Annotated in this window: 17 protein-coding genes; 9 read left to right on the top strand and 8 right to left on the bottom strand. The window is 75.4% G+C overall.

What is annotated here, in order from left to right; all coding sequences use genetic code 11:
• Nucleotides 1–12 precede the first annotated feature (12 nt).
• Nucleotides 13–789 carry a sugar phosphate nucleotidyltransferase gene (locus tag GA0070611_RS10785; RefSeq protein WP_091661902.1) on the bottom strand — a complete coding sequence of 259 codons (777 nt, stop codon included), beginning with the start codon at nt 787–789 and terminating at the stop codon, nt 13–15.
• Nucleotides 790–985: 196 nt separating this feature from the next.
• Here GA0070611_RS10785 and GA0070611_RS10780 point away from each other — a divergent pair, with 196 nt between their 5' ends.
• The 5 genes from GA0070611_RS10780 (at nt 986) to GA0070611_RS10760 (ending at nt 6,668) form a co-directional block, all read left to right on the top strand.
• Complete coding sequence (locus GA0070611_RS10780) at nt 986–1,864, top strand: class I SAM-dependent methyltransferase (protein ID WP_091661900.1); 879 nt, start codon at nt 986–988, stop codon at nt 1,862–1,864.
• Nucleotides 1,865–1,947: 83 nt separating this feature from the next.
• Nucleotides 1,948–2,805: a class I SAM-dependent methyltransferase gene (locus GA0070611_RS10775; RefSeq protein ID WP_091661897.1), complete on the top strand. Its 858-nt coding sequence runs from the start codon at nt 1,948–1,950 to the stop codon at nt 2,803–2,805.
• A gap of 134 nt (nt 2,806–2,939) precedes the next feature.
• Complete coding sequence (locus tag GA0070611_RS10770) at nt 2,940–4,748, top strand: selenium-binding protein SBP56-related protein (RefSeq protein ID WP_197675903.1); 1,809 nt, start codon at nt 2,940–2,942, stop codon at nt 4,746–4,748.
• Nucleotides 4,732–5,817, top strand: coding sequence for a hypothetical protein (locus GA0070611_RS10765; protein ID WP_091661891.1), 1,086 nt, complete (start codon nt 4,732–4,734; stop codon nt 5,815–5,817). Before GA0070611_RS10770 ends, GA0070611_RS10765 begins: the two co-directional genes overlap by 17 nt.
• Nucleotides 5,818–5,933: 116 nt before the next feature.
• Entirely contained in the window at nt 5,934–6,668 is a 735-nt protein-coding gene (locus GA0070611_RS10760; RefSeq protein ID WP_091661886.1) for a VOC family protein, read from the top strand.
• 54 nt (nt 6,669–6,722) lie between these two features.
• Here GA0070611_RS10760 and GA0070611_RS10755 read toward each other — a convergent pair whose 3' ends face one another.
• Nucleotides 6,723–8,513: a hypothetical protein gene (locus tag GA0070611_RS10755; protein ID WP_197675902.1), complete on the bottom strand. Its 1,791-nt coding sequence runs from the start codon at nt 8,511–8,513 to the stop codon at nt 6,723–6,725.
• 249 nt (nt 8,514–8,762) lie between these two features.
• Between GA0070611_RS10755 and GA0070611_RS10750 the strand changes: the two genes are divergently transcribed.
• Complete coding sequence (locus GA0070611_RS10750) at nt 8,763–10,016, top strand: DUF885 domain-containing protein (protein WP_091661877.1); 1,254 nt, start codon at nt 8,763–8,765, stop codon at nt 10,014–10,016.
• Here the strand turns inward: GA0070611_RS10750 and GA0070611_RS10745 are convergent.
• Nucleotides 9,989–10,792 carry an SAM-dependent methyltransferase gene (locus GA0070611_RS10745; protein ID WP_091661872.1) on the bottom strand — a complete coding sequence of 268 codons (804 nt, stop codon included), beginning with the start codon at nt 10,790–10,792 and terminating at the stop codon, nt 9,989–9,991. The two genes, GA0070611_RS10750 and GA0070611_RS10745, sit on opposite strands and share 28 nt — an antisense overlap.
• 177 nt (nt 10,793–10,969) lie before the next feature.
• Here GA0070611_RS10745 and GA0070611_RS10740 point away from each other — a divergent pair, with 177 nt between their 5' ends.
• The 3 genes from GA0070611_RS10740 to GA0070611_RS10730 all read left to right on the top strand — a co-directional run bounded on the left by GA0070611_RS10740 (nt 10,970) and on the right by GA0070611_RS10730 (nt 12,704).
• On the top strand, nt 10,970–11,416 hold the full coding sequence (locus GA0070611_RS10740) for an SRPBCC domain-containing protein (protein WP_091661868.1): 447 nt from the start codon (nt 10,970–10,972) through the stop codon (nt 11,414–11,416).
• Nucleotides 11,417–11,556: 140 nt separating this feature from the next.
• Complete coding sequence (locus tag GA0070611_RS10735) at nt 11,557–11,961, top strand: nuclear transport factor 2 family protein (protein WP_091661865.1); 405 nt, start codon at nt 11,557–11,559, stop codon at nt 11,959–11,961.
• Nucleotides 11,962–12,071: 110 nt separating this feature from the next.
• The gene (locus tag GA0070611_RS10730) at nt 12,072–12,704 is read left to right on the top strand and encodes an NHL repeat-containing protein (RefSeq protein ID WP_091661862.1); all 633 of its coding nucleotides are present in this window, start codon (nt 12,072–12,074) and stop codon (nt 12,702–12,704) included.
• A 37-nt stretch (nt 12,705–12,741) separates the two neighbouring features.
• Here the strand turns inward: GA0070611_RS10730 and GA0070611_RS10725 are convergent, their stop codons facing one another.
• From GA0070611_RS10725 to GA0070611_RS10705, 5 genes are read right to left on the bottom strand one after another with little or no spacing between them, the layout of a single operon-like run.
• Nucleotides 12,742–13,332, bottom strand: coding sequence for a copper resistance CopC family protein (locus GA0070611_RS10725; protein ID WP_091661859.1), 591 nt, complete (start codon nt 13,330–13,332; stop codon nt 12,742–12,744).
• On the bottom strand, nt 13,313–13,867 hold the full coding sequence (locus GA0070611_RS10720; protein ID WP_091661856.1) for a hypothetical protein: 555 nt from the start codon (nt 13,865–13,867) through the stop codon (nt 13,313–13,315). The genes GA0070611_RS10725 and GA0070611_RS10720 overlap by 20 nt, the downstream gene beginning before the upstream one ends.
• 32 nt (nt 13,868–13,899) lie before the next feature.
• A complete protein-coding gene (locus tag GA0070611_RS10715) occupies nt 13,900–14,478 on the bottom strand; it encodes a flavin reductase family protein (protein ID WP_091661852.1) in 579 nt (192 codons plus the stop codon).
• Nucleotides 14,471–14,920: an acyl-CoA thioesterase gene (locus GA0070611_RS10710; RefSeq protein WP_091661848.1), complete on the bottom strand. Its 450-nt coding sequence runs from the start codon at nt 14,918–14,920 to the stop codon at nt 14,471–14,473. The genes GA0070611_RS10715 and GA0070611_RS10710 overlap by 8 nt, the downstream gene beginning before the upstream one ends.
• A 1-nt stretch (nt 14,921) precedes the next feature.
• Nucleotides 14,922–20,672, bottom strand: a complete 5,751-nt coding sequence (locus GA0070611_RS10705; RefSeq protein WP_091661845.1) for a type I polyketide synthase — start codon at nt 20,670–20,672, stop codon at nt 14,922–14,924.
• Nucleotides 20,673–20,697: the final 25 nt, after the last annotated feature.

Raw genomic sequence — 20,697 nt, 5'->3', positions numbered from 1 at the left:
AAAAATATAGTGTCAACGCTGCCGGGACGTCGCCGGCCGCCGCGTGTAGCGCCGGTCGGCGGCGCGGTAGTCGGCCAGGCTGCCGCCCACGTCGCACCACCAGCCGGCCACCTCGGTGCAGCGCAACCGGCCCCGGCCGGCGTACCGGCGGTTGAGGTCCCAGATCTCGGTCTCGCCGCGCGCCGACGGGCGCAGCGCGCGGATCTCGTCGAACACGTCGGAGCGGTAGAGGTAGACCCCGAGCTCCATCAGCCCGGGCCGGTGCCGGTCCGGATCCTTGTCGCCCAGCTCCGTCACCCGGCCGTCGGTGACGCCCAGCGGGGTGAAACCGGCGGTGTCCGGCACCCGGGTGGCGACCAACCGGGCGCCGTCGGGCTGGTCGAGGAAGTCGGCGACCACCCCGGACAGGTCCGCCTCCAGCAGCAGGTCGCCGCAGATCACCACGATCGGCCGGTCACCGACGTGCGGCTCCACCTGGGCGATCGCCGAGGGCATGCCGACCCCCGTCGCCGGCTGCCAGACGTACGCGAGGCTGCGCAGGCCGAGCTCGCGACCGTCGCGCAGCGCGGCCAGGAAGTCGCCGGCGTGCCGGTCGTCGATCACCGCCAGCACGTCGTGGACGCCCGCGGCGGTCAACTGGTCGATCACCCGGGCCGCCAGCGGCCGACCCCCGACCGGCAGCAACTGCTTGCTGGTCCGGTCGGTCAGCGGGGCGAGCCGGGTGCCCCGGCCACCGGCCAGGAGCACGCCGACGGGGGCCGTCGGCGTACGCGCTGCGGGAGTGGACATACCGTTCCCCTTCCATGGCCGGGCCGGCACCCTCCTGAGTCGACACTTGAAGAACAACTAGCACACGACGGCGCTGCGTGACTAGAGTGGTGCTGTCCGTCGCGGCCGGGCCGCGACCGTGCCGCCCCTCGCCGGTGCGGCACCGCACGACTGTCGCGCCCGGCGGCCGCGTCCACTTCGGCGAGCAGGGGAGACCATGAGCATGCCGGTGCCCGACCGGGCGAGCGTCCTCGACCAGCAGCGACAGACCTGGGACTCGGTCAGCGAGGGGTGGCAGGTCTGGCGGGAGACCTTCGAGCGCGGCGGCGCGGCGGTGACCCGTGCCCTGCTCGACCTCTCCGCGCCGCGGCCGGGGGAGCGGGTGCTCGACGTGGGCAGCGGCTGTGGCGAGCCCGCGCTCTCCGCCGCGCACGCCGTCGGGGCGGACGGTCGGGTGCTCGGCATCGACATCTCCCCGGCGATGACCGAGATCGCCCGTCGCCGGGCCGCCGACCTGCCGCAGGCCCGCTTCGAGGTCGGCGACCTCGTCGACCTCGACCTGCCGGAGCACTCGTTCGACGTGGTGCTCAGCCGCTGGGCGCTGATGTTCCTGCCGGAGCGGGCCGCCGCGCTGCGCGCCCTGCACGCCGTGCTGGTTCCCGGCGGGCGGCTCGCCGCCGCGGTGTGGGGGCCGGCGGGGGAGGCCCCGGTGGTGGGGCTGCCGTTCCGCGCCATCATGCCCCGCGTCCAGGGTCCGACGCCCCCGCCCCCGCCGCCGCCCGACGCGCCCGGCCCGTACGCGATGGCCGACCCGGAACGCTGCCACGCGGAGCTGACCGCGGCCGGTTTCGTCGACGTACGGGTCGAACGGGTCCGCGCCCCGTTCTGGGTCGAGTCGCCCGAGGTGTTCACCGCGTACACGAGGGCGCTGCTGCCCGAACAGGTCACGGCGATGCTGCGGGAGTGGCTCGGCTCGGCCGACGACCCGGGGCTCTGGGCCGACGTGGCCGCACTGGCCGAGGAGTACCGCGCGGCCGACGGCACCGTCCAGCTCCCCTCGACCGTGCTGCTCCTGAGTGGAGTGGCCGGCAAGTAGCACCACCGGACCGGCCGGCGCGACCCGCGCCGGCGTCATCCCTGTGGCGGCTCCGGCGGCCGCCCGCCCTCCAGGAGGTCACCATGAACTCGCAGGCCGTCCGTGCCCAGCAGATCACCGAGTGGACGCTGTGCGCCGGGGCGTGGCGGGAGTACCGCGCCAACTTCGTCGAGCCGAGCCGCCCGATCACCGAGACCATGCTGCGCCTGGCCGACCTGCGTCCCGGCGAGCGGGTGCTCGACCTGGCCTGCGGCGTCGGCAACCCGGCGCTCGACGCCGCCGCCCGGGTCGGGGCGGACGGTCACGTGCTCGGGCTCGACCTGGTCGAGGCGATGGTCGACGGCGCCCGGGCGGTGGCGGCCGAGGCCGGGGTCCGCAACGTCGAGTTCCGCACCATCCCCGACGAGCGCACCCTCGGCGTCCCGGACGCCACCTTCGACGCGGCCACCTGCCGGGCCGGCCTGCAGTACATGCCGGACCGGGCGGGCGCGATGGAGGCGGTGCTGCGGGCGCTGCGCCCCGGCGGCCGGTTCGTCGCGATGACCCTCGGCTCGGCCGAACGCTGCATGCCTTTCCAGCTCACCAACGGCATCGTCAGCCGGCACGTGCCGCTGCCGGCGAAGGCCCCCGACGACGACTCCGGCCCGGTCGGCCTCTCCTCGCTCAAGGAGCTGGTCCACCTCTTCGGCGAGGCGGGCTTCGTCGACCTGCGCACCGAGGTCTTCGAGGCGCCGATCTTCGAGGCGGCCGACCCGGCCTCGGCCTGGGAGTTCTTCGCCCGTACCGCCGGGCCGTTCATCCCGCTGCTGGAGTCGCTGCCCGAGCCGACCCGCCAGGCCATCCACGAGGACGCGGTGCGCACCTTCGGCGCCGCCTTCCCGGACGGCCCGGTCCGGCCGACCGGGGAGGTCCTGGTGGTCTGCGGCCGGCGGCCGGACTGACCGCCGACCTTCCCCCTGAGCCATCCATCAGTTTAATATCGGATAGCGATTCGAGCTCGCCCATGCCTCCGCGGTAGCGGCGACCGCCACCGGAGCGGCGCCGGAAGTTCCCCTCCGACGACCCGGGAGAAGCCGTGCTCACAGCAATACGCAACCGTCGAGTCTTCGTCCGGCTGGGGGCCGTCACGGCCGCCATGGCCGTGGTCTTCGCGCTGTCCGAGCAGCCCGGGGTCCAGGCCGCCCCGGTGGACCTGCTCACCTCCAGCGTGGTCGGCACCGACGGGCACACCTACACCGCCACCAACCATCTGGTCCGCGACGACCGGGTCGGCCGGCACCGCGCGCCCCGCGAGTTCCTGCTCGCCTGGGCCGGCGACGAGACCCCCTCCGGCGCGGCGGCGGCCCCCGCCGGCGCGCACCACGCGGCCGTCGGCACCACCGGCGACCCCGACTTCCTGGCCGTCATCGACGTCACCAAGGGCTCGCCCGACTACGGCAAGGTGGTCAACACCGTCACCATGTCGCCGGTGACCGGCAATGAGCCGCACCACCTCCAGTACGTCTGGCACAAGGGTGAACGGCTCTACGCGCACGGCATCTTCAGCGACATCACCTACGTGCTGGACGCCTCCCGTCTGCCGCAGATCAGCCTGGTCGGCATCAACCTGTCCACCGACACCCCGTGCGGGTCGCTGCCCGACGCCTCCTGGGTGCTCAAGGACGGCACCGCGTACGTCACCTACATGGGCGGCCCGGACGTGCCGGGACCCTGCCGCTACCCCAACGGCGAGGTCCGCAACGGCAACGGGTTCGGCGGCACGCCGGGCGAGGTGGTCCGGATCGGGCCGGACGGGCGCACCCTGGCCGAGGTCCCGGTGGACCGGCCGGAGGGGGACAGCACCGGCACCTGCGCCAGCCTCCCCCAGGTGCAGCCGGCCACCTGCGCCAACCCGCACGGCATCCAGGTGCGCGAGGACCTCGACCTGATGGTGGTCAGCGACTTCGCCGAGGCCCGCAACTATCTCGACCCGACCAGCCAGGTGATCGACCCGTACCTGCTGCGCGACACCATCCGGATCTTCGACATCAAGAAGCGGAACGCGCCCCGGCTGCTCTCCGTCTCGCACCTGCCGGAGGGCCCCCGGGTGGACCAGATCCCGGCCTTCTCCGAGCCCCGGATGGTGATGGAGAACGCGGTCACCAACCAGCGCCGGCACAAGGGCGTGTTCGCCTCCACCATGGCCGGTGGTGCGATCTTCTACACCCCCGACGTCACCGTGCCGAACCCGCAGTGGCGGGAGATCTTCGACGACACCACCGCGTACCGGGCGTTCGACACCACCGGCCTGCTCACCGGGTCCAACTCCGGCGGCAGCTGGCTCCAGGTCAGCCTCGACGACCGGTTCCTGTTCCACGCGGTGATGGGCTCCGACCCGCGCCAGCCGCGTGACGTCAACAGCGGCATGCTCTACGTCCTGGACATCCAGAAGCTGCTGGCGGCCGGCCGGGACGTCCGCTGCAAGATCGATACGGTCGGCGAGGTGAGCGCCGGTGGCGTAGAGCCGGACTGCCCGGCGCTGATGGGCGTCGTGCCGCTGCGCGACGCGGTGTCGCCGCTGCTCGGCGTCGGCCCGCACTGGGGGGCCATCGACCACTTCGGCCCGACCCCGGGCCGGGGCGGGAAGCTGCGCGAGCAGGAGCGGATCGAGCGGGTCGCCACCTCGAACTACTTCGTGGCCCAGTCCGGCATCGACGGTGACCACCGGGTCTGCCTGATCGACATCGCCCCCGACGGGCGACCGACGCTGGACAGCACCTTCCGCGACGAGTACGCCGGCCAGCCCTGCGTCAGCTTCAACCGGGCCCGCTGGCCGCACGGCGCCACGGGCAACGCCCGACCCCACGGGGTCCTGTTCGCCGTCGCCGATGCCGACCTCCACTGACCGGGCGGGCGGGCGGCCGGGCCGGTTCACGGCCGGGCTGCTCGTCCTCGCCGCGGTCCTCACCACGCTCACCGCGGCGGCCGCCCCGGTGACCGCCGCGCCGGTCGGGGTGCCGGTGCTGGCCCGGGTCGACCTGGGTGAGCCGGGCTCGGTGCTGGTCGTGCCGGGCCGTCCGGGACGCAACCTGGTCCGCGTGCCGGACGTCGGGTGGCGCGTCGGCGGCACGGCCGACCGGCTGCTGCCGGCCACCGCCCGGCCCGGCACGGACGGGGCGTGGGCCACCCTCGACCTGGCCCCGGGGCAGCGGGAGATCTGGGTGGGCCGGGCCGGGCGGAGCGTGGCGGTCGCCGTGCCCGTCGGTACCGGACCCCGGGCCGCCGACGAGCTGACCGGGCCGGACGGCCCGGAGTGCGCCACCGCCGTACTGGGGCGGCTCGCCGCCGGCCGGCGGGAGCCGGTGACCTCCTGCCCGGCGCAGCGCCTGGCCGTCCCGGACCGGGCCGCCCTGGTCGCCGCCATCCGGTTCGTCGCCGGGCGGGGCGTCGACACGATCACCCTGGTCGGCGACGACTCGCCCCGCTCCCGGGAGGCGACCGCGGCGGTGACGGCCGAGGCCGGCCGGCACGGCCTGACCGTGTCGGCCACCGGCGGGGGACCGCTGGTCGTCGTCGCCGGCTGGGAGCTGGCCCGGCGTACGCTCGCCGACGTCGCCGCCGGACGACGGGCCGCGCCCGCCGGGGCGTACCTCGCCCCGTGGCTGCTGCACGCCCCGTTGCTCGACCAGCCGGTCGGACAGGTGCTGGCGCTGGCCTTCGGCCCGATCGAGCCCGGCCCGCAGCGCTATCTCGGCGCCCTCGCGGCACTCGCCCCCGACGTGCCGCCCAGCGCCGGCGGCTACGACGCCTACCTGACGGCGACCGGTGGACACCTCACCGGCCCGGTACGCCTCTACGCGGCGGCCCGGATCACCGTGCCGGGTGACGTCGGCGGCCATGCCGGACACCACGGCACCGCGTGGCTGCCCGGCGGCACGGTCACCCCGGTGACCAACGCGCTCGACGCGGGCTGACCCGACCCGTCCCGCCGCCGCGCCCCGGCCCGCACCCGGCGGCGGCGGGACGGGCCCCGGGCGGAGCGCCGTGGTCGGGCCCGCGCCGACCCGGTGCTGCCCCTACCATCGTCGCCATGGCTACTCGGCTCGTACAGATAAACATGAAGGCCCGGGACGAGGTCGCGTTGGGCGGCTTCTGGGCACAGGCGCTCGGCTGGGAGATGTCCAGCGAGGAGCCCGGCGTGACGAACCTCGAACCCGAGGGCTCCACCTACCCCGACCCGGCCGTGCTGTACATCGACCTCGTGGTCTCCACGGAACCCAAGACCGCGAAGAACCGGGTGCACCTCGACCTCGCCAGCACCTCGGCGGCCCACCAGGCGGAGCTGGTCGCGCGGCTGACCGAGCTGGGCGCGACACCCGTCGACGTGGGCCAGCGGGACGTGCCCTTCACGGTGCTGGCCGACCCGGAGGGCAACGAGTTCTGCGTGCTGGAGCCCCGCGCGCGCTACCGGGACACCGGGCCGATCGCGGCGGTGGTGGTCGACTGCGCGGATCCGCGGGAGATGGCCCGCTTCTGGGGCGAGGCCACCGACTGGACGGTGTACGAGGTGACCGACCACAGCGCCAGCCTGCGCTCCGCCAAGGGTGTCGGCCCGTACCTGGAGTTCGTCCGCACCCCCGACGCGAAGACCGGGTGGAACCGGGTCCACCTGGACGTCCGCCCGTACCCGGGCGACGACCCGCGGGCCGAGGCGGCCCGGCTGCGTACGCTCGGCGCCACCGCCGTCGAGCTGGACCGCGAGGTGCCGTGGACGGTGCTGGCCGACCCGGAGGGCAACGAGTTCTGCCTGCTCGCCCCGGCCTGACCGCGCGTCGCCGCCCCCGTACCCCTTCCCGGTACGGGGGCGGCGACGCCGGGGTCAGGGCCGGCCGCCCCGGATGTCGTCGTCGGCCACCGCGAAGAGCACGCCGTGCGGTCGCGCGTCGCCGTACGCGCCGTGCGGCCACACCGGACGGTCGAAGTTGACGCACTCGGTGCCGGTGTTCTCGTCCCGGAACGAGGGGTCGAGGGTGAGCCGGCCGGAGTCGGCCACGTCGATCATGCAGACCCGGTGGTCGCCGTCGCCGCCGAGGCGGGCCAGGAAGTAGTTGGCGGTGGCGATCCGCTGGACCTGGCCGGTCTCCCGGTAGACGCCGTGCCGGCCGCTCTGGGCGAAGGTGTCCATCGCGCCCCAGTGCGGTCCACCGTTGGTGACGTCCCGGATGGGCAGCACGTCGACCAGCGCGGGGCAGTCCGCCTCCGCGCCGCCCTGGGTGATCTCCGGCGTGCTGTCGATCCGGCACCGCGCGTCGTTGCCCGCCGCCACCAGCTTGGCGACGTCGAGCACGTAGACCATGCCGCTGGTGAGCTGTCGGTCGCCGCCGAGCTGCACCCCCATCACGGTGTGGAAGAGGAACCGGTCGTCCGGGCTGAGTTGCAACCAGCTGCCGCCGTCCCCGGCGCCGGTGAGCAGGCCGCTGGTGTCGAAGCGACGGTAGGCCGTGGTGTCGTCGAAGATCTCCCGCCAGGCGGGCTGCCGGGCGGTGATGTCCGGGGTGTAGAACACCGCGCCGCCCCACATGGTGGAGGCGAACGCGCCCCGGTGCCGGCGCTGGTGGGTCACCGCCGTCTCCATGAAGAGCTTCTCCTCCTCGAAGACGGGCAGCTGCTCCTGGCGGGGACCGCTGGGCATGTGGGTCACCGAGACCAGGCGCGGATCGTTCCGGTCGGAGATGTCGAAGATTCGCACGGTGTCCCGGATCAGGTACGGGTCGAACTCCCCGTCGGGCTTGTCGAGGTAGTTGCGGATCTCCGCGAAGTCGGTGACCACCATCCGGTGCAGGTCCTCGCGGACCGCGATGCCGTGCGGGTTGGCGCAGGTCGGCTTCGGCAGGGCCGGGCGGTTCGGGCACCAGGCGGTGCTCTCCCCGGCCGCCACCATCGCGGGCGCCTCGCTCAGCGTCCGGCCGTCGGGGCCGATCCGGACGATCTCACCGGGGGACCCGGCGTACCCGTTGCCGACCCGGACCTCGCCGTTGGTGTAGCGGCAGGGCCCGGTCAGGTCCGGCCCGCCCATGTACGTGCCGTAGGCGGTGCCGTCGCTGAGCACCGCGTACGCGTCGGGGACCGAGCCGCACGGGGTGTCGCCGGCGGTGTTGACGCCGGAGAGCCGCACCTCGGGCAGCCGGGCCACGTCGAAGACGTACGTGGTGTCGGAGAGGATGCCGCCCGCGTACACCTTGTCGCCCTTGTGCCAGGCGTACTGGAGGTGGTGCGGCTCGTTGGCGCGCAGCGGGTCCAGGGTGGCGGTGTTGACCACCCGCCCGTAGCTCGGCGAGCCCTTGGTGGCGTCGACGACGGCGAGGAAGTCCGGGCCCTGGCCCTCCGGACCGGTGGCGGTGGCGTGGTGTCCGGTGGCGGCGGCGCCGGTCGGCGCGCCGTCCGGCCCGGAGTCGCCCGCCCAGACCAGCAGCCACTCCCGGCGGACCGGACCCCGTCGGGCCTCGCCGGTCAGGTGGTTGGTGACCGTGTACGTGCGGCCGTCGTTCGCCCGCACGCTCGACGTGGTGACCGTGACGGGCCCGGACGCGGGTGCGCCGAGACCTCCGGTCGCCCCGGTCAGCGCGTCGGTGGTGAGCAGGAGCAGCACACTGAGGACGCCGGCGGCCACGCGGCGGCGAGACGGATGAGGAGTTGGAGACACGGGTCCTCCCACGGTGGGGGCGGGGTGGCGTCATCGGGTCGCGGGTGCCGGGACCGGTTGGCGGTCTGGTGCATCGATCGCTGCCAGCGCGACCAAGCTATAGGTTCTTATATCGCTGTGTCGCGAGTCAAGTAGCGATCCTTGACCTGTGGTGCGGTATCCGGTCAGGCTGTCCGCATACCACTTCCGATTCGGATAGTTTCCGGAGGAGCGCGCATGGAGACCGAACCGGTGCCGTCCGTCGTCCGCGACTACCTGCTGCTCGGGCTGCGCCTCGGCCGGCTGGTGGCGGGCTTCGTGGACTGCTGGATCGGCGACCCGGCGCTGGCGCGCCAGGTCGCCGACGAGCCGCCGCCCACCCCGACCGAGCTGGTCCGGCAGGCCCGCGCGGTGGCCGCGGCGCTGCCGGACAGCGGGCTCGCCCCGGACCGCCGGCGGTTCCTGGCCGCCCAGCTGACCGCGCTGGAGTGCGCGGGGCGGCGGCTGGCCGGGGAGGAGCTGCCCTTCCTGGCCGAGATCGAGGCGTACTTCCAGGTCCGGATCGCCCCGCACGACCCGGACCGGTACGCCGCCGCGCACGCCGAGCTCGACGCCGAGCTGCCCGGTTCGGGGCCGCTGCGGGACCGCCTGGTGGCGGCGCACGGCCGGGACCGGGTGCCCGTCGACCGGCTCGGCGTCGCGGTCCGGGCGGTCGCCGAGGCGCTGCGCGCCCAGCTGGGCCCGCGCTACCCGCTGCCCGAGGGTGAGCGGGTCGACTTCGAGGTGGTCACCGGCAAGCCGTGGAACGCCTTCAACACCTACCTCGGCGGGCTGCGCTCGCGGGTGGCGCTGAACGCCGACGTCGGGCACCGGATCACCTCGCTGCCCTTCGTCGCCACCCACGAGGCGTACCCCGGCCACCACGCCGAGCACTGCCTCAAGGAGGCCGGGCTGGTCCGCGGCCGGGGCTGGGCGGAGCAGTCGATCGCGCTGGTGAACACGCCACAGTGTCTGGTCACCGAGGGGATGGCCGAGCAGGCGATCCACGTCGCGCTGGGCGAGCACTGGGGCGCCTGGACGGCCGAGGTGCTCGCCGAGGTCGGTCTCCGCCTCGACGGGGAGCGCGCGCAGCGGGTCGAGACCGCGTTCGGCCGGCTGCTCGCCGCCCGGCAGGACGCCGCGATCATGCTGCACGACCAGGGCCGGCCGGTCGACGAGGTGGCCGCCTTCCTGGCCCGCTGGATGCTGGTCAGCGACGAGCGGGCCGGCCAGATGATCACCTTCCTGACCGACCCGCTCTGGCGGGCGTACACCACCACCTACATCGAGGGCTCCCGGCTGGTGCGCGACTGGCTGGGCGCGGGCGGGGCGGGCGAGCCGGTGGCCGACCGCTACCACCGGCTGCTGGTCGAGCCGATGCTCCCGGCCGACCTGGCGGCCGACGTCCCGGGCTCGGTCGCGGCTCAGTCCAGCCGGCCGACGCCGGCGTAGGCCATCACCGCGGCGCGCGCCGACGCCGGCTCGTCCCCGGGATCCGGCCGCCAGCGGGGCAGGAACACCACGCCGGGGTCGAGCAGGGTGAAGCCGGCCAGGAACGCGGCCACCTCGGCGCGGGTCCGCATGTACGCGGTGGTCTGGCCCGCCTCGGTGAGGTCCACCATGGACCGTACCGGCTGGGGCGCGCCGTCGTCGGTGCCGTGCGACAGCACCAGGAAGCTGCCCGGGGCGACCGCCTCCCGGTAGGTCGCCACCAGCGCGCCCGGCCGGTCGGCGTCGGAGACGTAGTGCAGGACGCCCAGCATGAGCAGTGCCACCGGCTCGGCGAGGTCGAGCACGGCGCGCACCTCCGGGTGCCCGAGCACCTCGTCGGGGCGGCGCAGGTCCCCGTGCACCATCGTGACGCCCGGCGTGCCGGCCAGCAGCGCCCGCCCGTGCGCCACCGCCTCCTCCTCGATGTCGACGTACGCCACCCGGGCGTCGGGGGTCACCGCGCGGGCGATCTCGTGCACCGTGCCGGCGCGGGGGATGGCCGAGCCGATGTCGAGGAACTGCCGGACCCCCGCCCGGGCGCAGTGCCGCACGGCGCGCGCCAGGAAGGCCCGGTTGAGCCGGGCCACCTCGGGCGCCTCCGGCACGCTGGCCATCATCCGCTCGGCGAACTCCCGGTCCACCTCGTCGTTGAGGTCACCGCCCAGGTAGTAGTCGTACACGCCGGCCACCCGGGCCCGGCGCGGGCCGGCCGGGGACGGATCGGTCGTACGGTCCATCGTGCTCCTCCTGGCTGTCGGGGACGCCTCGACCAATCACTATATGGGGCTGAAGTGAAACAACTCCATGGTTGGTCGACCGGGCAGCTCACGGTGCGGTTGCTTGACCCGCCCCCGCCGCCTCACTACCTTTCGTGCGGGTAGGTCGACGCCGGCACCGAGCTGAGGAGAACGACGATGACCGATCCCGCGTTCGTGCACGAGATGGACCTCCCCACCACCCCCGAGCGGCTCTGGCGGGCGCTCACCGACGGCCGGGTCACCCGGCGCTACTGGTTCGACCGGCGGATCGAGTCCAGCTGGTCGCCGGGTGCGCCGGTCCGCTTCCACGACGGGGACGCCGACACGGTCACCGACACCGGCGTGGTGCTGACGTACGACCCGCCTCGCGAGCTCTCCTACACGTTCCGCCACGAGCTGGCCGAGGGGGCGGCGGACCAGCCGTTCACCCGGGTCACCTTCACCCTGACGCCCCGCCCCGGGGACCGGGTGCGGCTGCGGCTGGTGCACGACCGGCTCTCCGGCCCGGAGGAGGTCGAGGGGTGGCGCAAGGGGTGGACCCCGATCCTCGACAACCTGCGCGAGTTCGTCGCCGGCGACGCCCGGGCGACCACCACGGGTTGACGCGCGTCGCTCCGGTCACCCGACCGGATCGCCCCGATTGTGATAGGTATAGTGCGCCGGCCCTGGGGCCCGTCCGGTAATCCGGCCCCGCTCCGCGGCCCGCGTGTCCGTTCTGATCCGTGCCGACTGGAGGCAGGTCCGTGACGCATCCCAACCAGGACATCATCCAACGCTTCTTCGAGGCGTACATGAAACGCGACATGGCCGCCCTGGCCGCGGTGACCACCGACGACGTGGCCTGGCACTTCCCGGGCCGCAACCCGATGTCCGGGGTGAAGCGGGGGCGTGACGAGGTGGTCGCCTTCTTCGACCGGATGGGCGGCATGGGCTTCCGCCCCGACAAGCTGATCACCGGCGCGAACGACGACTACGTGGTGGAGACCCAGTGGGTCCACGGTGACCAGGACGGTGAGGAGGTCGTCATGGGCTGGACCGTGCTCTGGTCCTTCGAGGACGGCAAGCTCAGCAGCGGCCGGCACTTCTCCGCCGACCAGTACCTCGCCGACGAGTTCTTCGCGCGCAAGCTGGCCACCCAGCAGTCCTGACCGGGGTTCGTCGGGAGGGCGGGCCGTCAGCGGCTTGACGGCCCGCCCCGACCCCCGTTAACTGGAAAATGACATAGTGACCGCGAGGGTGTCCAGGGGAGGAGCGGACGATGTCCGTCGCAGTGGAGCCGACTCGTGACATCCCGGTGCCCGCCCGGCACCTGTGCGGCCTGGCCTGGTCCGGCCAGCTCCTCTGGTTCTCCGAGGCCGAGCAGGGCCGGATCCTCGCCGTCGACCCGCACTCGGGCACCGTGGTGCGGGAGATCGCCTGCCCCGACGTCCGCACCGACCTGACCACCCGGGACGGTCAGCTGCTCCAGGTGGTGGGCGGCGAGCGGGCGGTGCGATCCCTCGATCCGGAGACCGGCACGGTGGTCGCGGAGACGCCCGGCCCCCGGCCGGGGCACACCCTCTGCGGCCTGGAGGCCAGCCGGCACGGGCTCTGGTTCGGCTACGAGGACCTGCGGCTGATCGACCGGCGGGCCGAGGACGGCCGGCTGCTGGACAGCATCCCGGTCACCGGCGCGGTCGCCGGTATCACCGTCACCGACCACCACCTCGTCTACGCCGACCACCCCGCCGGCACCCTCACCGTGGTCGACCCGGACACCCACCGCGAGGTGGCCCGGTACGCGGTCACCGGCAACCCGACCGGCCTGACCTGGGACGGGTCCCGCGTCTGGTACTGCGACTACACCACCTCGCGACTGCGCGCGGTCAGCCTGCCGGCGCTGCGCGCCTGAGCCCGGCCGGCGCCGCACCCGACCCGCCGGGCCTGGGTCAGGTGCGGCGCCGGCCGCGTCCGGGCCGGCGGAACAGCACCGCCACGGCGAAGCCGGTGAGTACCGTGCCGACCAGTAGCACGCCGACGGTCAGCGGCCCGGAGCCCAGATGGTCGTGGTCCGACGTGGTCTCCGGCGGGGCCGCCACGGCGACCTCGCCGCCACCGGGGCCGACCCGGTAGCCGGTCTGGCCCGACAGCGCCCGCCCGTCGCCGAGCACCACGTGGTAGCCGAGCCGGTAGCTGCCCGTACCGGTGGCCGGCAGCGGCACGGTCACCCGGCTGCCGTCGACCCGTACCGGCCCGGTGGGCAGCCGCCCGGCCGCGCCGACGACGGAGACGTGCGCCTCGCGCGGGTCCACCCGGCCGCTGAAGGAGAGCCGGACCGCCGCCGGGGCGGTGGCCAGCCGGGCGCCGTCGGCCGGGTCCACCGACTCCAGCCGGGCCGGCCGGCGGGCCACGGTGGCGCCCAGGACGAGCACCGCGACGGCGAGCAGGGCGACCGAGACGGCCGCGACCCGCCGCCAGGCGGCGGCCGGGGCCGGGGCGTCGGCCGGGAGCCCGCCCCGCTCAGGCGACCCGGGCGACATGGCGACAGCTGCAGCTCATCCGGGACAGCTCCAGCCCGTTCGGGCGCAGGTGCAGGTAGACCGCGACGACCATCGGCAGGAACACCGCCGCGTTGTAGAACAGGTGCAGCTCCACCCGGGGGAAGGCGAGCTGGAGGATGCTGGTGGGCACCGCCCGGCCGAGCAGGTACGCCCCGCTCAGCGCCTGCACCAGCAGCAGCAGGTGTTCCAGGTGGTGCCAGATCTGGATCGCCAGGGCGGCGTTCCACCAGCGCCGGGACCGGCCCACGAAGCCGCGTCGCAGCAGCCAGAGCCCGACCAGCATGACCAGCGCGTAGCCGTAGTGCAGCCACTCCGACTGCACCAGCCACGGGAACGGCATACCGAGGATGCCGCGCGCCTGGGGGCGGGGCCAGCCCAGCACCCAGATCTGCACGGCCTGCACGATGTGCTCGGCCCAGTGCGCCACCACCACGAGCATGAAGACGTTCAGCGCGGCCCGGTGCCGGGCGCCGTTGAGCCAGCCGGTGGTCGTGGCCGGCGAGGAGACCGCCATGATTCCTCCCTGGGGTCGGGGAACGGGGATGGTCAACCGGACGCGGCGGCCCGGCGGACCGGGGCGCGCACGACCGGACGTGGATCGTCGGGTGCGGACAGCCGGCCGAACCGGCCGCCGAAGAAGACCAGGGCGCCGGGCGTGCCGGCCCGCTCGGCGGCGAGCAGCCGCCCGACGACGATGACGTGGTCGCCGCCGTCGTACGCGCGCCAGAGCCGGCACTCCAGCCAGGCCAGCGCCCCGGCCAGCAGCGGCGCGCCGGTGGCCGGCCCGGGCCGCCAGTCCACCCCGGTGAACTGCGCCGCCCCGGTGGGGCGGCCCGGGTCGGCGAAGTAGCGGGCCAGGTGCTCCTGGTCGGCGTCGAGCACGCTGACCGCGAAGCGGGGCCGGACGCGCAGTCGGGCGTACGTGGTGGTGTCCCGGCCGACGCACACCAGCGCCAGCGGCGGGTCCAGCGAGACCGAGGCGAACGAGTTGGCGGTCATCCCGTGCGGCGCCGACCCGCCCACCGTGACGACGGTGACCCCGGTGGCGAAGGTGCCGAAGAGCGATCGCAGCGCGCCCGGGTCGACCACCGGGCCGGTGTCCGGCCGGGTCCGGTGCTCAGCCATGGCGGGCCGCCGTCGGCGCGTCCCGGTACGGGGCCAGCGCCCGGACCAGCGCCGGCGGCACCCGGGTCGGTACGCTGCGCCCGTCCACCGTGCGCATGCAGGCGATCCGCTGCCGCCCCCGGGCGACCAGCGCCTCGTCCGGACCCGCGCCGCGCAGGTAGTCGAAGCCCATCTCCACCTGGGTCTGGGTCAGCTCGACCAGCCCCATCCGGATGGTCAGCTCGTCGAAGGCGGCCAGCTCGGCGAAGAACTCGCAGTCGACGCGCAGGGTGAACAGCCTCAGGTCCTCGCGCAGCTCCGCCAGCACCTCCGGGGCCCGCTCGCGCAGGAACATCTCCCGGCACCGGCCCTGCCAGCGCAGGTAGTTGACGTAGTAGACGTTGCCGACCAGGTTGGTCTCCTCGAAGCCGACCACGTGCCGGTAGCTCCACGCCTCGGCCACCTCAGGCCCCCCTTCCGGCCAGCACCGCCACCACCAGCGGCTCGTCGCGGTCCCGCACCGCGACCACCACCGTGGCCACCCGCAGCTCCCCGCAGGCCAGCACCACCCAGCCGGGGGCCGCGACCGGCGGCCCCAGCGCCAGCGGCGCGGTCGGTGGCCGCCCCGCCTTCTGCAGGCACTCCAGGGCACACCACACCCGGGTGTACGCGGCGGACCGGTCACCGGTGTCGGCGGCGATCAACTCGGCGAGCGGCAGGTGCGGGCCGAGCAGGTCCCGCCAGGCCTCCGCCGGCCGCGCCACCACCGCCTCCAGGTCGGCGGCGACCGGGTGCCCGCCCGCGACGGCCAGGCTCACCCCCGGCTGGTGCGAGGCGGAGACCGCCGGCCCGCCGGCGACCTCCGGCCGGCCGTCCGGGCGGTGCGTGAGGTGGACCGGGCGACCCAGCGCCCGCCACAGGGCCGTCGCGGTGACCGCCCGCCGACCGGCCAGGTCCAGCCGGGCGCCGTGCGGCTCGACCACCACCGGCACGTCGACGCCGAGCACCTCCGGCAGCCGGCGGGTCAGGTACGGCCCGAGCAACGCCGGTGTCCACGGCGTCGCCGGGTCGCGCCGGTCGACCGCCCGCAGCCGCAGGCCCCGCCAGCGCTCCACGACCGCCCCGGAGGTGGTCCGCACCGCCACGTCGTAGACGTACGTGTCGCCGGAGTGCGCGCGTTCCACCGCGGTGAACCGGACCTCCTCGGTGGCGGCGAGCTTCGGGCCGGCCGGCTCGATCCGGTCGACCCCGACCGGCAGCAGGGTGGCGTCCGGCACGCACACCTGGATGCCGTGCAGGAACGCGTCCCGCGCGCCCGGGTCGCCCAGCACCAGGGCCGGAGGCAGGACGGCGTGGAACCAGGTCACGTCGTCGGTGGTCGCCACGTCCGCCTCGGCGTGCCGGGCCGCCACCTGCCGGTAACGCAGCAGCCGCCGGAACCGGCCCTGCTGGAAGAGCACGTCGTCGTAGAGGTCGCGGGCCGGGTCCAGGGCCACCGGTGGCGGGTCGCCGGCGACCGGCTCCGGGTCGTCGGTGCCGCCGTCGACCGGCCCGAAGGAGAGCGTGGCCCGGAAGTGGTCGGCCGCGAACCCGGTCTCCGCGCTGCGCACCGCCACGTCGACCCGGCCCTCGGCGGTGACCAGGGCGGCGATCCGGATGGTGGTGGACCCGTCCGGGGGCACCACGATCGGCCGGGAGAACTCGGCGTCGTGCACCACCGGCACCCCGGAGGTGCCGGTGAGCGCGGTGGCCGCCTGCGCCATCGCCTCCAGCCCGAACACCGCGGGGAAGAGCGGGCTGCCGTCGAGCCGGTGGTCGGCGAGGTAGCGGTCCGCGGTGGGGGAGAGGTCCGCCTCGGTGACCAGCTCGACCCCGTCGTAGTGCACCAACGGCCGTTCCAGGAACCGCAGCAGCGGCAGCTCCCGGCGGTCGTGGTCGAGCGTGTCGAGGCCACCGGTGCGCCCGGTCAGCACCACCGTGGCCGGCAGGTCCGGTCGGGCCAGCACCTCGTGCAGCAGCCGTACCCCCTCGTCCGGGGTGACCGGGGTGATGCCGGCGCGGGCCAGCGACTCGACCACGGCGAGCCGCTCGCCCATGCCGACCCCGGACCAGACCGACCACTCCAGACAGACCGCCCGGCAGCCGGGATGTTCCCGGCCCACCCGGGCGGTCGCCTCCGCCAGCCAGTCGTTGGCCAGCGCGTAGTGCCCCTCGCCGGGCAGGCCGGCCCGGCCGATGATGCTGCCGAAGGTGACCAGCAGCCGCAGCCGGGCCGGGTCGACGGCGTCGAGCACCGCCCGCAGCCCGGCCACCTTCGGGGCCAGGGTGCGGTGCAGGTCGGCCGGGGTCAGGGCGGTCAGCGCCGCCGGCTCGTTGCGGCCGGCCCCGTGCAGCACCGCCGTCACCGGCCCGAGCACCCGGCCCACCTCGGCCACCGCCGTCCGGACCGCCGCCGGGTCGGTGACGTCGGCCCGGACGTAGTGCACGGTCACGCCGGCGGTCCGCAGCCGGGCGAGGTTCGCGGCCAGTTCCGCGTCCCCGGCGGGGTCGGCCCGGCCCAGCACCGCCACCCGGACGCCGGTCCGCGCCGCCAGCGCCGCCGCGCACTCGGCGGTGATGCCCTTGCCGCCGCCGCTGACCAGCAGCACGTCCCCGGCGTCCAACGGCGGCCCGGCGGGCTGCCCGACCGGGGCCAACCGCCGCAGCAGCGGGACCCGACGCACCCCGTCGGCGTCGTACCGGGCCTCGGTGAAGCCGTCCGTGCCGGCCACCTCGGCCACCACCCGGGCCACCGCGTCGTCGTCGGCCGGCAGGTCGACCACCGTGGTGAGCAGCCCCGGGTGCTCCAGCCGGGCGGTGCGGGCCAGCGCGGCGACGCCCCGGCCGTGCTGCACGACGACCAGCCGGCTGCCGTCGGGCGCGGCGACGGCGGCCTGCACCGCCGCCAGAGCCGGCCCGAGGTCCGCCGCGCCGGTACCCTCCGGGGGCAGGCAGAGCAGCACCCCGGAACCCAGCTCGGCGGCGGCCAGCGCGTCGCGCAACGCCACCGCGAAGGGATGCCCGGGGTCCGCGTACAGCTGCCAGTCGCCCGGCCGCCGGGGTGCCGTGCGGGGCGGCACCGGCCGGGCCACCGGCGCGACGCCGAACGGCCGGACCCAGGGCGCGACCCCCATCACCTCGGCCGGCCCGCCCCGTTCCGGCCCGGTGGCGGCCAGCGAGCGCAGGGTCTCGGCCAGCTGCCCGACGGTGGCGGTGGCGAAGGTGGTCGGCGCGGCCACCGCGTCCAGTCCCAGCTCCCGCGCGGCCTGGTTGACCAACTGCCCGATGGCGATGGAGCTCAGGTGCAGCCCGTCGAGCAGGCGGGTGTCGGCGGTGACGCTCTCCAGCGGCAGCTCCGCCCGCTGCGCCACCAGCCGGCGCAGCACGTCCACCGCCTCCCCGCCGGCCGCGCCGTCCGTCGCGGGCGGCGCGGTGACCGGGGTACGCCGGGTGGCCGGGACCGTCAGCTCCGGCACCGTCTCGCAGGGGTTGGTGAAGAAGCTGGGCTCGGCGGCCGGGTCGAAGGGGCGGCGCAGCCGACCGGCGAAGAGCCGGTCGTGGCGCACCGGCGCGCCCAGCGCCCAGGCCGCCCCGACCGCGGCCAGCAGCCCGGCGAGCGAGGACCCGTCGGTGTCCACCGCGATCGCGGGCACGCCGCTGAGGTCGTGCGCCATCCGGCTGAGCACCCGGCCCGGTCCCACCTCGACGAAGAGGTCGACGCCGGTGTCCAGGGCGGCGTGCACGGCGTCGGCGAAGCGGACCGGCCCGGTCACCTGCCGGCGCAGCAGGTCGTGCAGGTCGACCGTGGTCGGCAGCGGGGCGCCGGTCACCGTGGAGGCGACCGTCCGGCGGGGCGCGGCGAGCGGCACCTCGGCCAGCCAGCCGGCGAACTCCCGCTCCGCCGGTCGCATCAGCGGCGAGTGGAACGCGTGCGACACCGGCAGCTCGGCCCATTCCAGGCCCCGCGCGTCGGCCGCGGCGCAGACCCGGCGTACCGCGTCGCGGGGGCCGGAGACGACGGTCTGCCGGGGGCCGTTGTAGCCGGCCACCACGACCGGCTCGGCGCCGATCAGCGCGCCGACGGCGTCGGCGTCGGCGGCGATGCCGGCCATCGCGCCGGGTTCCGGGCAGCGGGCCATCGCCGCGCCCCGGGCGGCGGCCACCCGCAGCAGCGTCGGGGCGTCGGTGGCCCCGGCCCAGTGCAGCGCGGTCAGCTCGCCCAGGCTGTGCCCGACGGCGACGGTCGCGGTCACGCCCAGCTCGTCGAGCACCCGCAGCGCCGCCAGCGAGCCGGTGACGATGCGCGGCTGGGCCACCTCGGTCGGTACGCCGTCGGTCTCCTGCGGCAGCGCCGCCGCCCGGTACACCTCGTCGGCCACCGCGAAGCGGCGGCGCACCGCCCCGCCCCGGGTGCTGCGTCCGGAGCCCTGGCCGGGGAAGAGGAAACCGATCCGGGCCGGCCCGGTGACGTGGTGCAGGACCACCCCGTCGGCCAGCGACCGGACCTGACCGGCGGCCAGGGCCTCCGCCACCGTGCCGAGCCGGTGCGCCGTCTGCTCCGGCGACGCGCCCACCACCGCGACCCGGTACGCCCGCTCCGCCAGCCGCTCGCGCAGCACCGCCGCCAGATCCGCCAGCTCGCCGTACGACAGCCGGGTGACCAGGGCGCGCAACTCGGTCACCCGCTCGCGCAGCTCGTCCGGGTGGTCCGCGTCGAGCAACAGCAGCTCCGCGTCCTGGGCGGTGCGGCCCAGCACGGTGATCCGCTCGGTCTCCGCCCGGGGCGCCGGGGCGGGTTCGCCCTCCAGCACCAGGTGGGTGTTGATCCCGCCGAAGCCCATCGCGGTCACCCCGGCGCGCGGCGTCGCCCCGTCCGGCCACGCCTCGGCGGCCGGCACCATCCGCAGCGGCGCCCCGTCGAACCCGGGGTGCGGGGAGACGCACCCGGCGGTGGGCGGCACCACCCGGTGCCGCACCGCGAGGGTCGCCTTGATCAGACCGGCCACCCCGGCGGCGGCCTTGGTGTGCCCGATCAGCGCCTTGACCGAGCTGATCGCGGCCGGCCGGGCCGCCGGATCGGCGTCGCGACGGGCGGCGCCCAGGGCGCGCAGCTCGGTGGCGTCGCCGACCGCGGTGCCGGTGCCGTGCCCCTCGAAGACCGGCACCGTGTCGATGCCGAAACCGGCCCGCCGGTACGCCCGGTCCAGCGCCAGCCGGTAGCCGGTCACCTCGGGCCGGGTCATCCCGCCCCGGCCGTCGGAGGAGACGCCCCAGCCGGCGATGGTGGCGTAGATCCGCTTCCCGGCGGCCACCGCGTCGCGGCGGCGCATCAGCACCACCATGCCGCAGCCCTCGCCCGGCCAGAACCCGTTGGACTCCCGGTCGTACACCCGCATCTCGTGCCGCGCCAGCGCGCCGGCCTTGGCGAAGCCGACGATCTCGAACGGGTCGATCGACAGGTCGACGCCGCCGGCCACCGCCACGTCGACGTCCCCGTCGACCAGGCTGCGGCAGGCGGTCACCACCGACAGCAGCGACGACGCGCAGGCGCCGTCCACCGTGTACCCGCCGCCGCCCAGGTCGAAGTGGTTGCAGATCCGCCCGGCGATGGTGTTCGCCAGTGACCCGGCCAGGGTGTCCTCGTCGACCGGTGGGAACGGCGCCTTGTACGTCTCCTCCAGCCCGTCCAGGAACTCGCCGAGCCGCTCGGTGGACCAGCCCTGCTCGCGCAGCGCCGCGCCGACCACCCGGCGCACGTACGGCCAGCGCAGCCGCAGCACGTTCGCGCGGCTGAACTCACCGGTCAGCGTGTTGCCGACCACCACCGCCGTGCGCTCGCGCGGCAGCCCCGCCCCGTCCGGGAAACCCGCGTCGGCCAGCGCCTGCGCGGCCACGTCCAGGGCCAGCCAGTGGGTCAGGTCGGTGGCCCGGTAGGTGCTGCCGGCGATCCGGTACGCCAGCCGGTCGAAGGCGTACCCCTCGATGACCGCCGCGGTGCGGGCGTACGCCCGGTCCGGCGCGGCGGGGTCCGGGTCCCAGTAGTCCTCGGGGCGCAACCGGCCGGCGGGCAGCCGCCGGAACGCCCGCCGGCCCGCGACGGCGTTCTCCCACAGCTCGGTCGGTGACTTCGCGTCGGGGAACCGGCAGCTCATCCCGACGATGGCAAGGTTGTCCATGCGCCCTCCTCGACGTGTGGTGCGC

It is taken from the genome of Micromonospora auratinigra, from assembly GCF_900089595.1.
Classification (GTDB): Bacteria; Actinomycetota; Actinomycetes; order Mycobacteriales; family Micromonosporaceae; genus Micromonospora; species Micromonospora auratinigra.
Note: the sequence above shows the minus strand (reverse complement) of the source record. Positions and strands in the feature narration are given on the sequence as shown.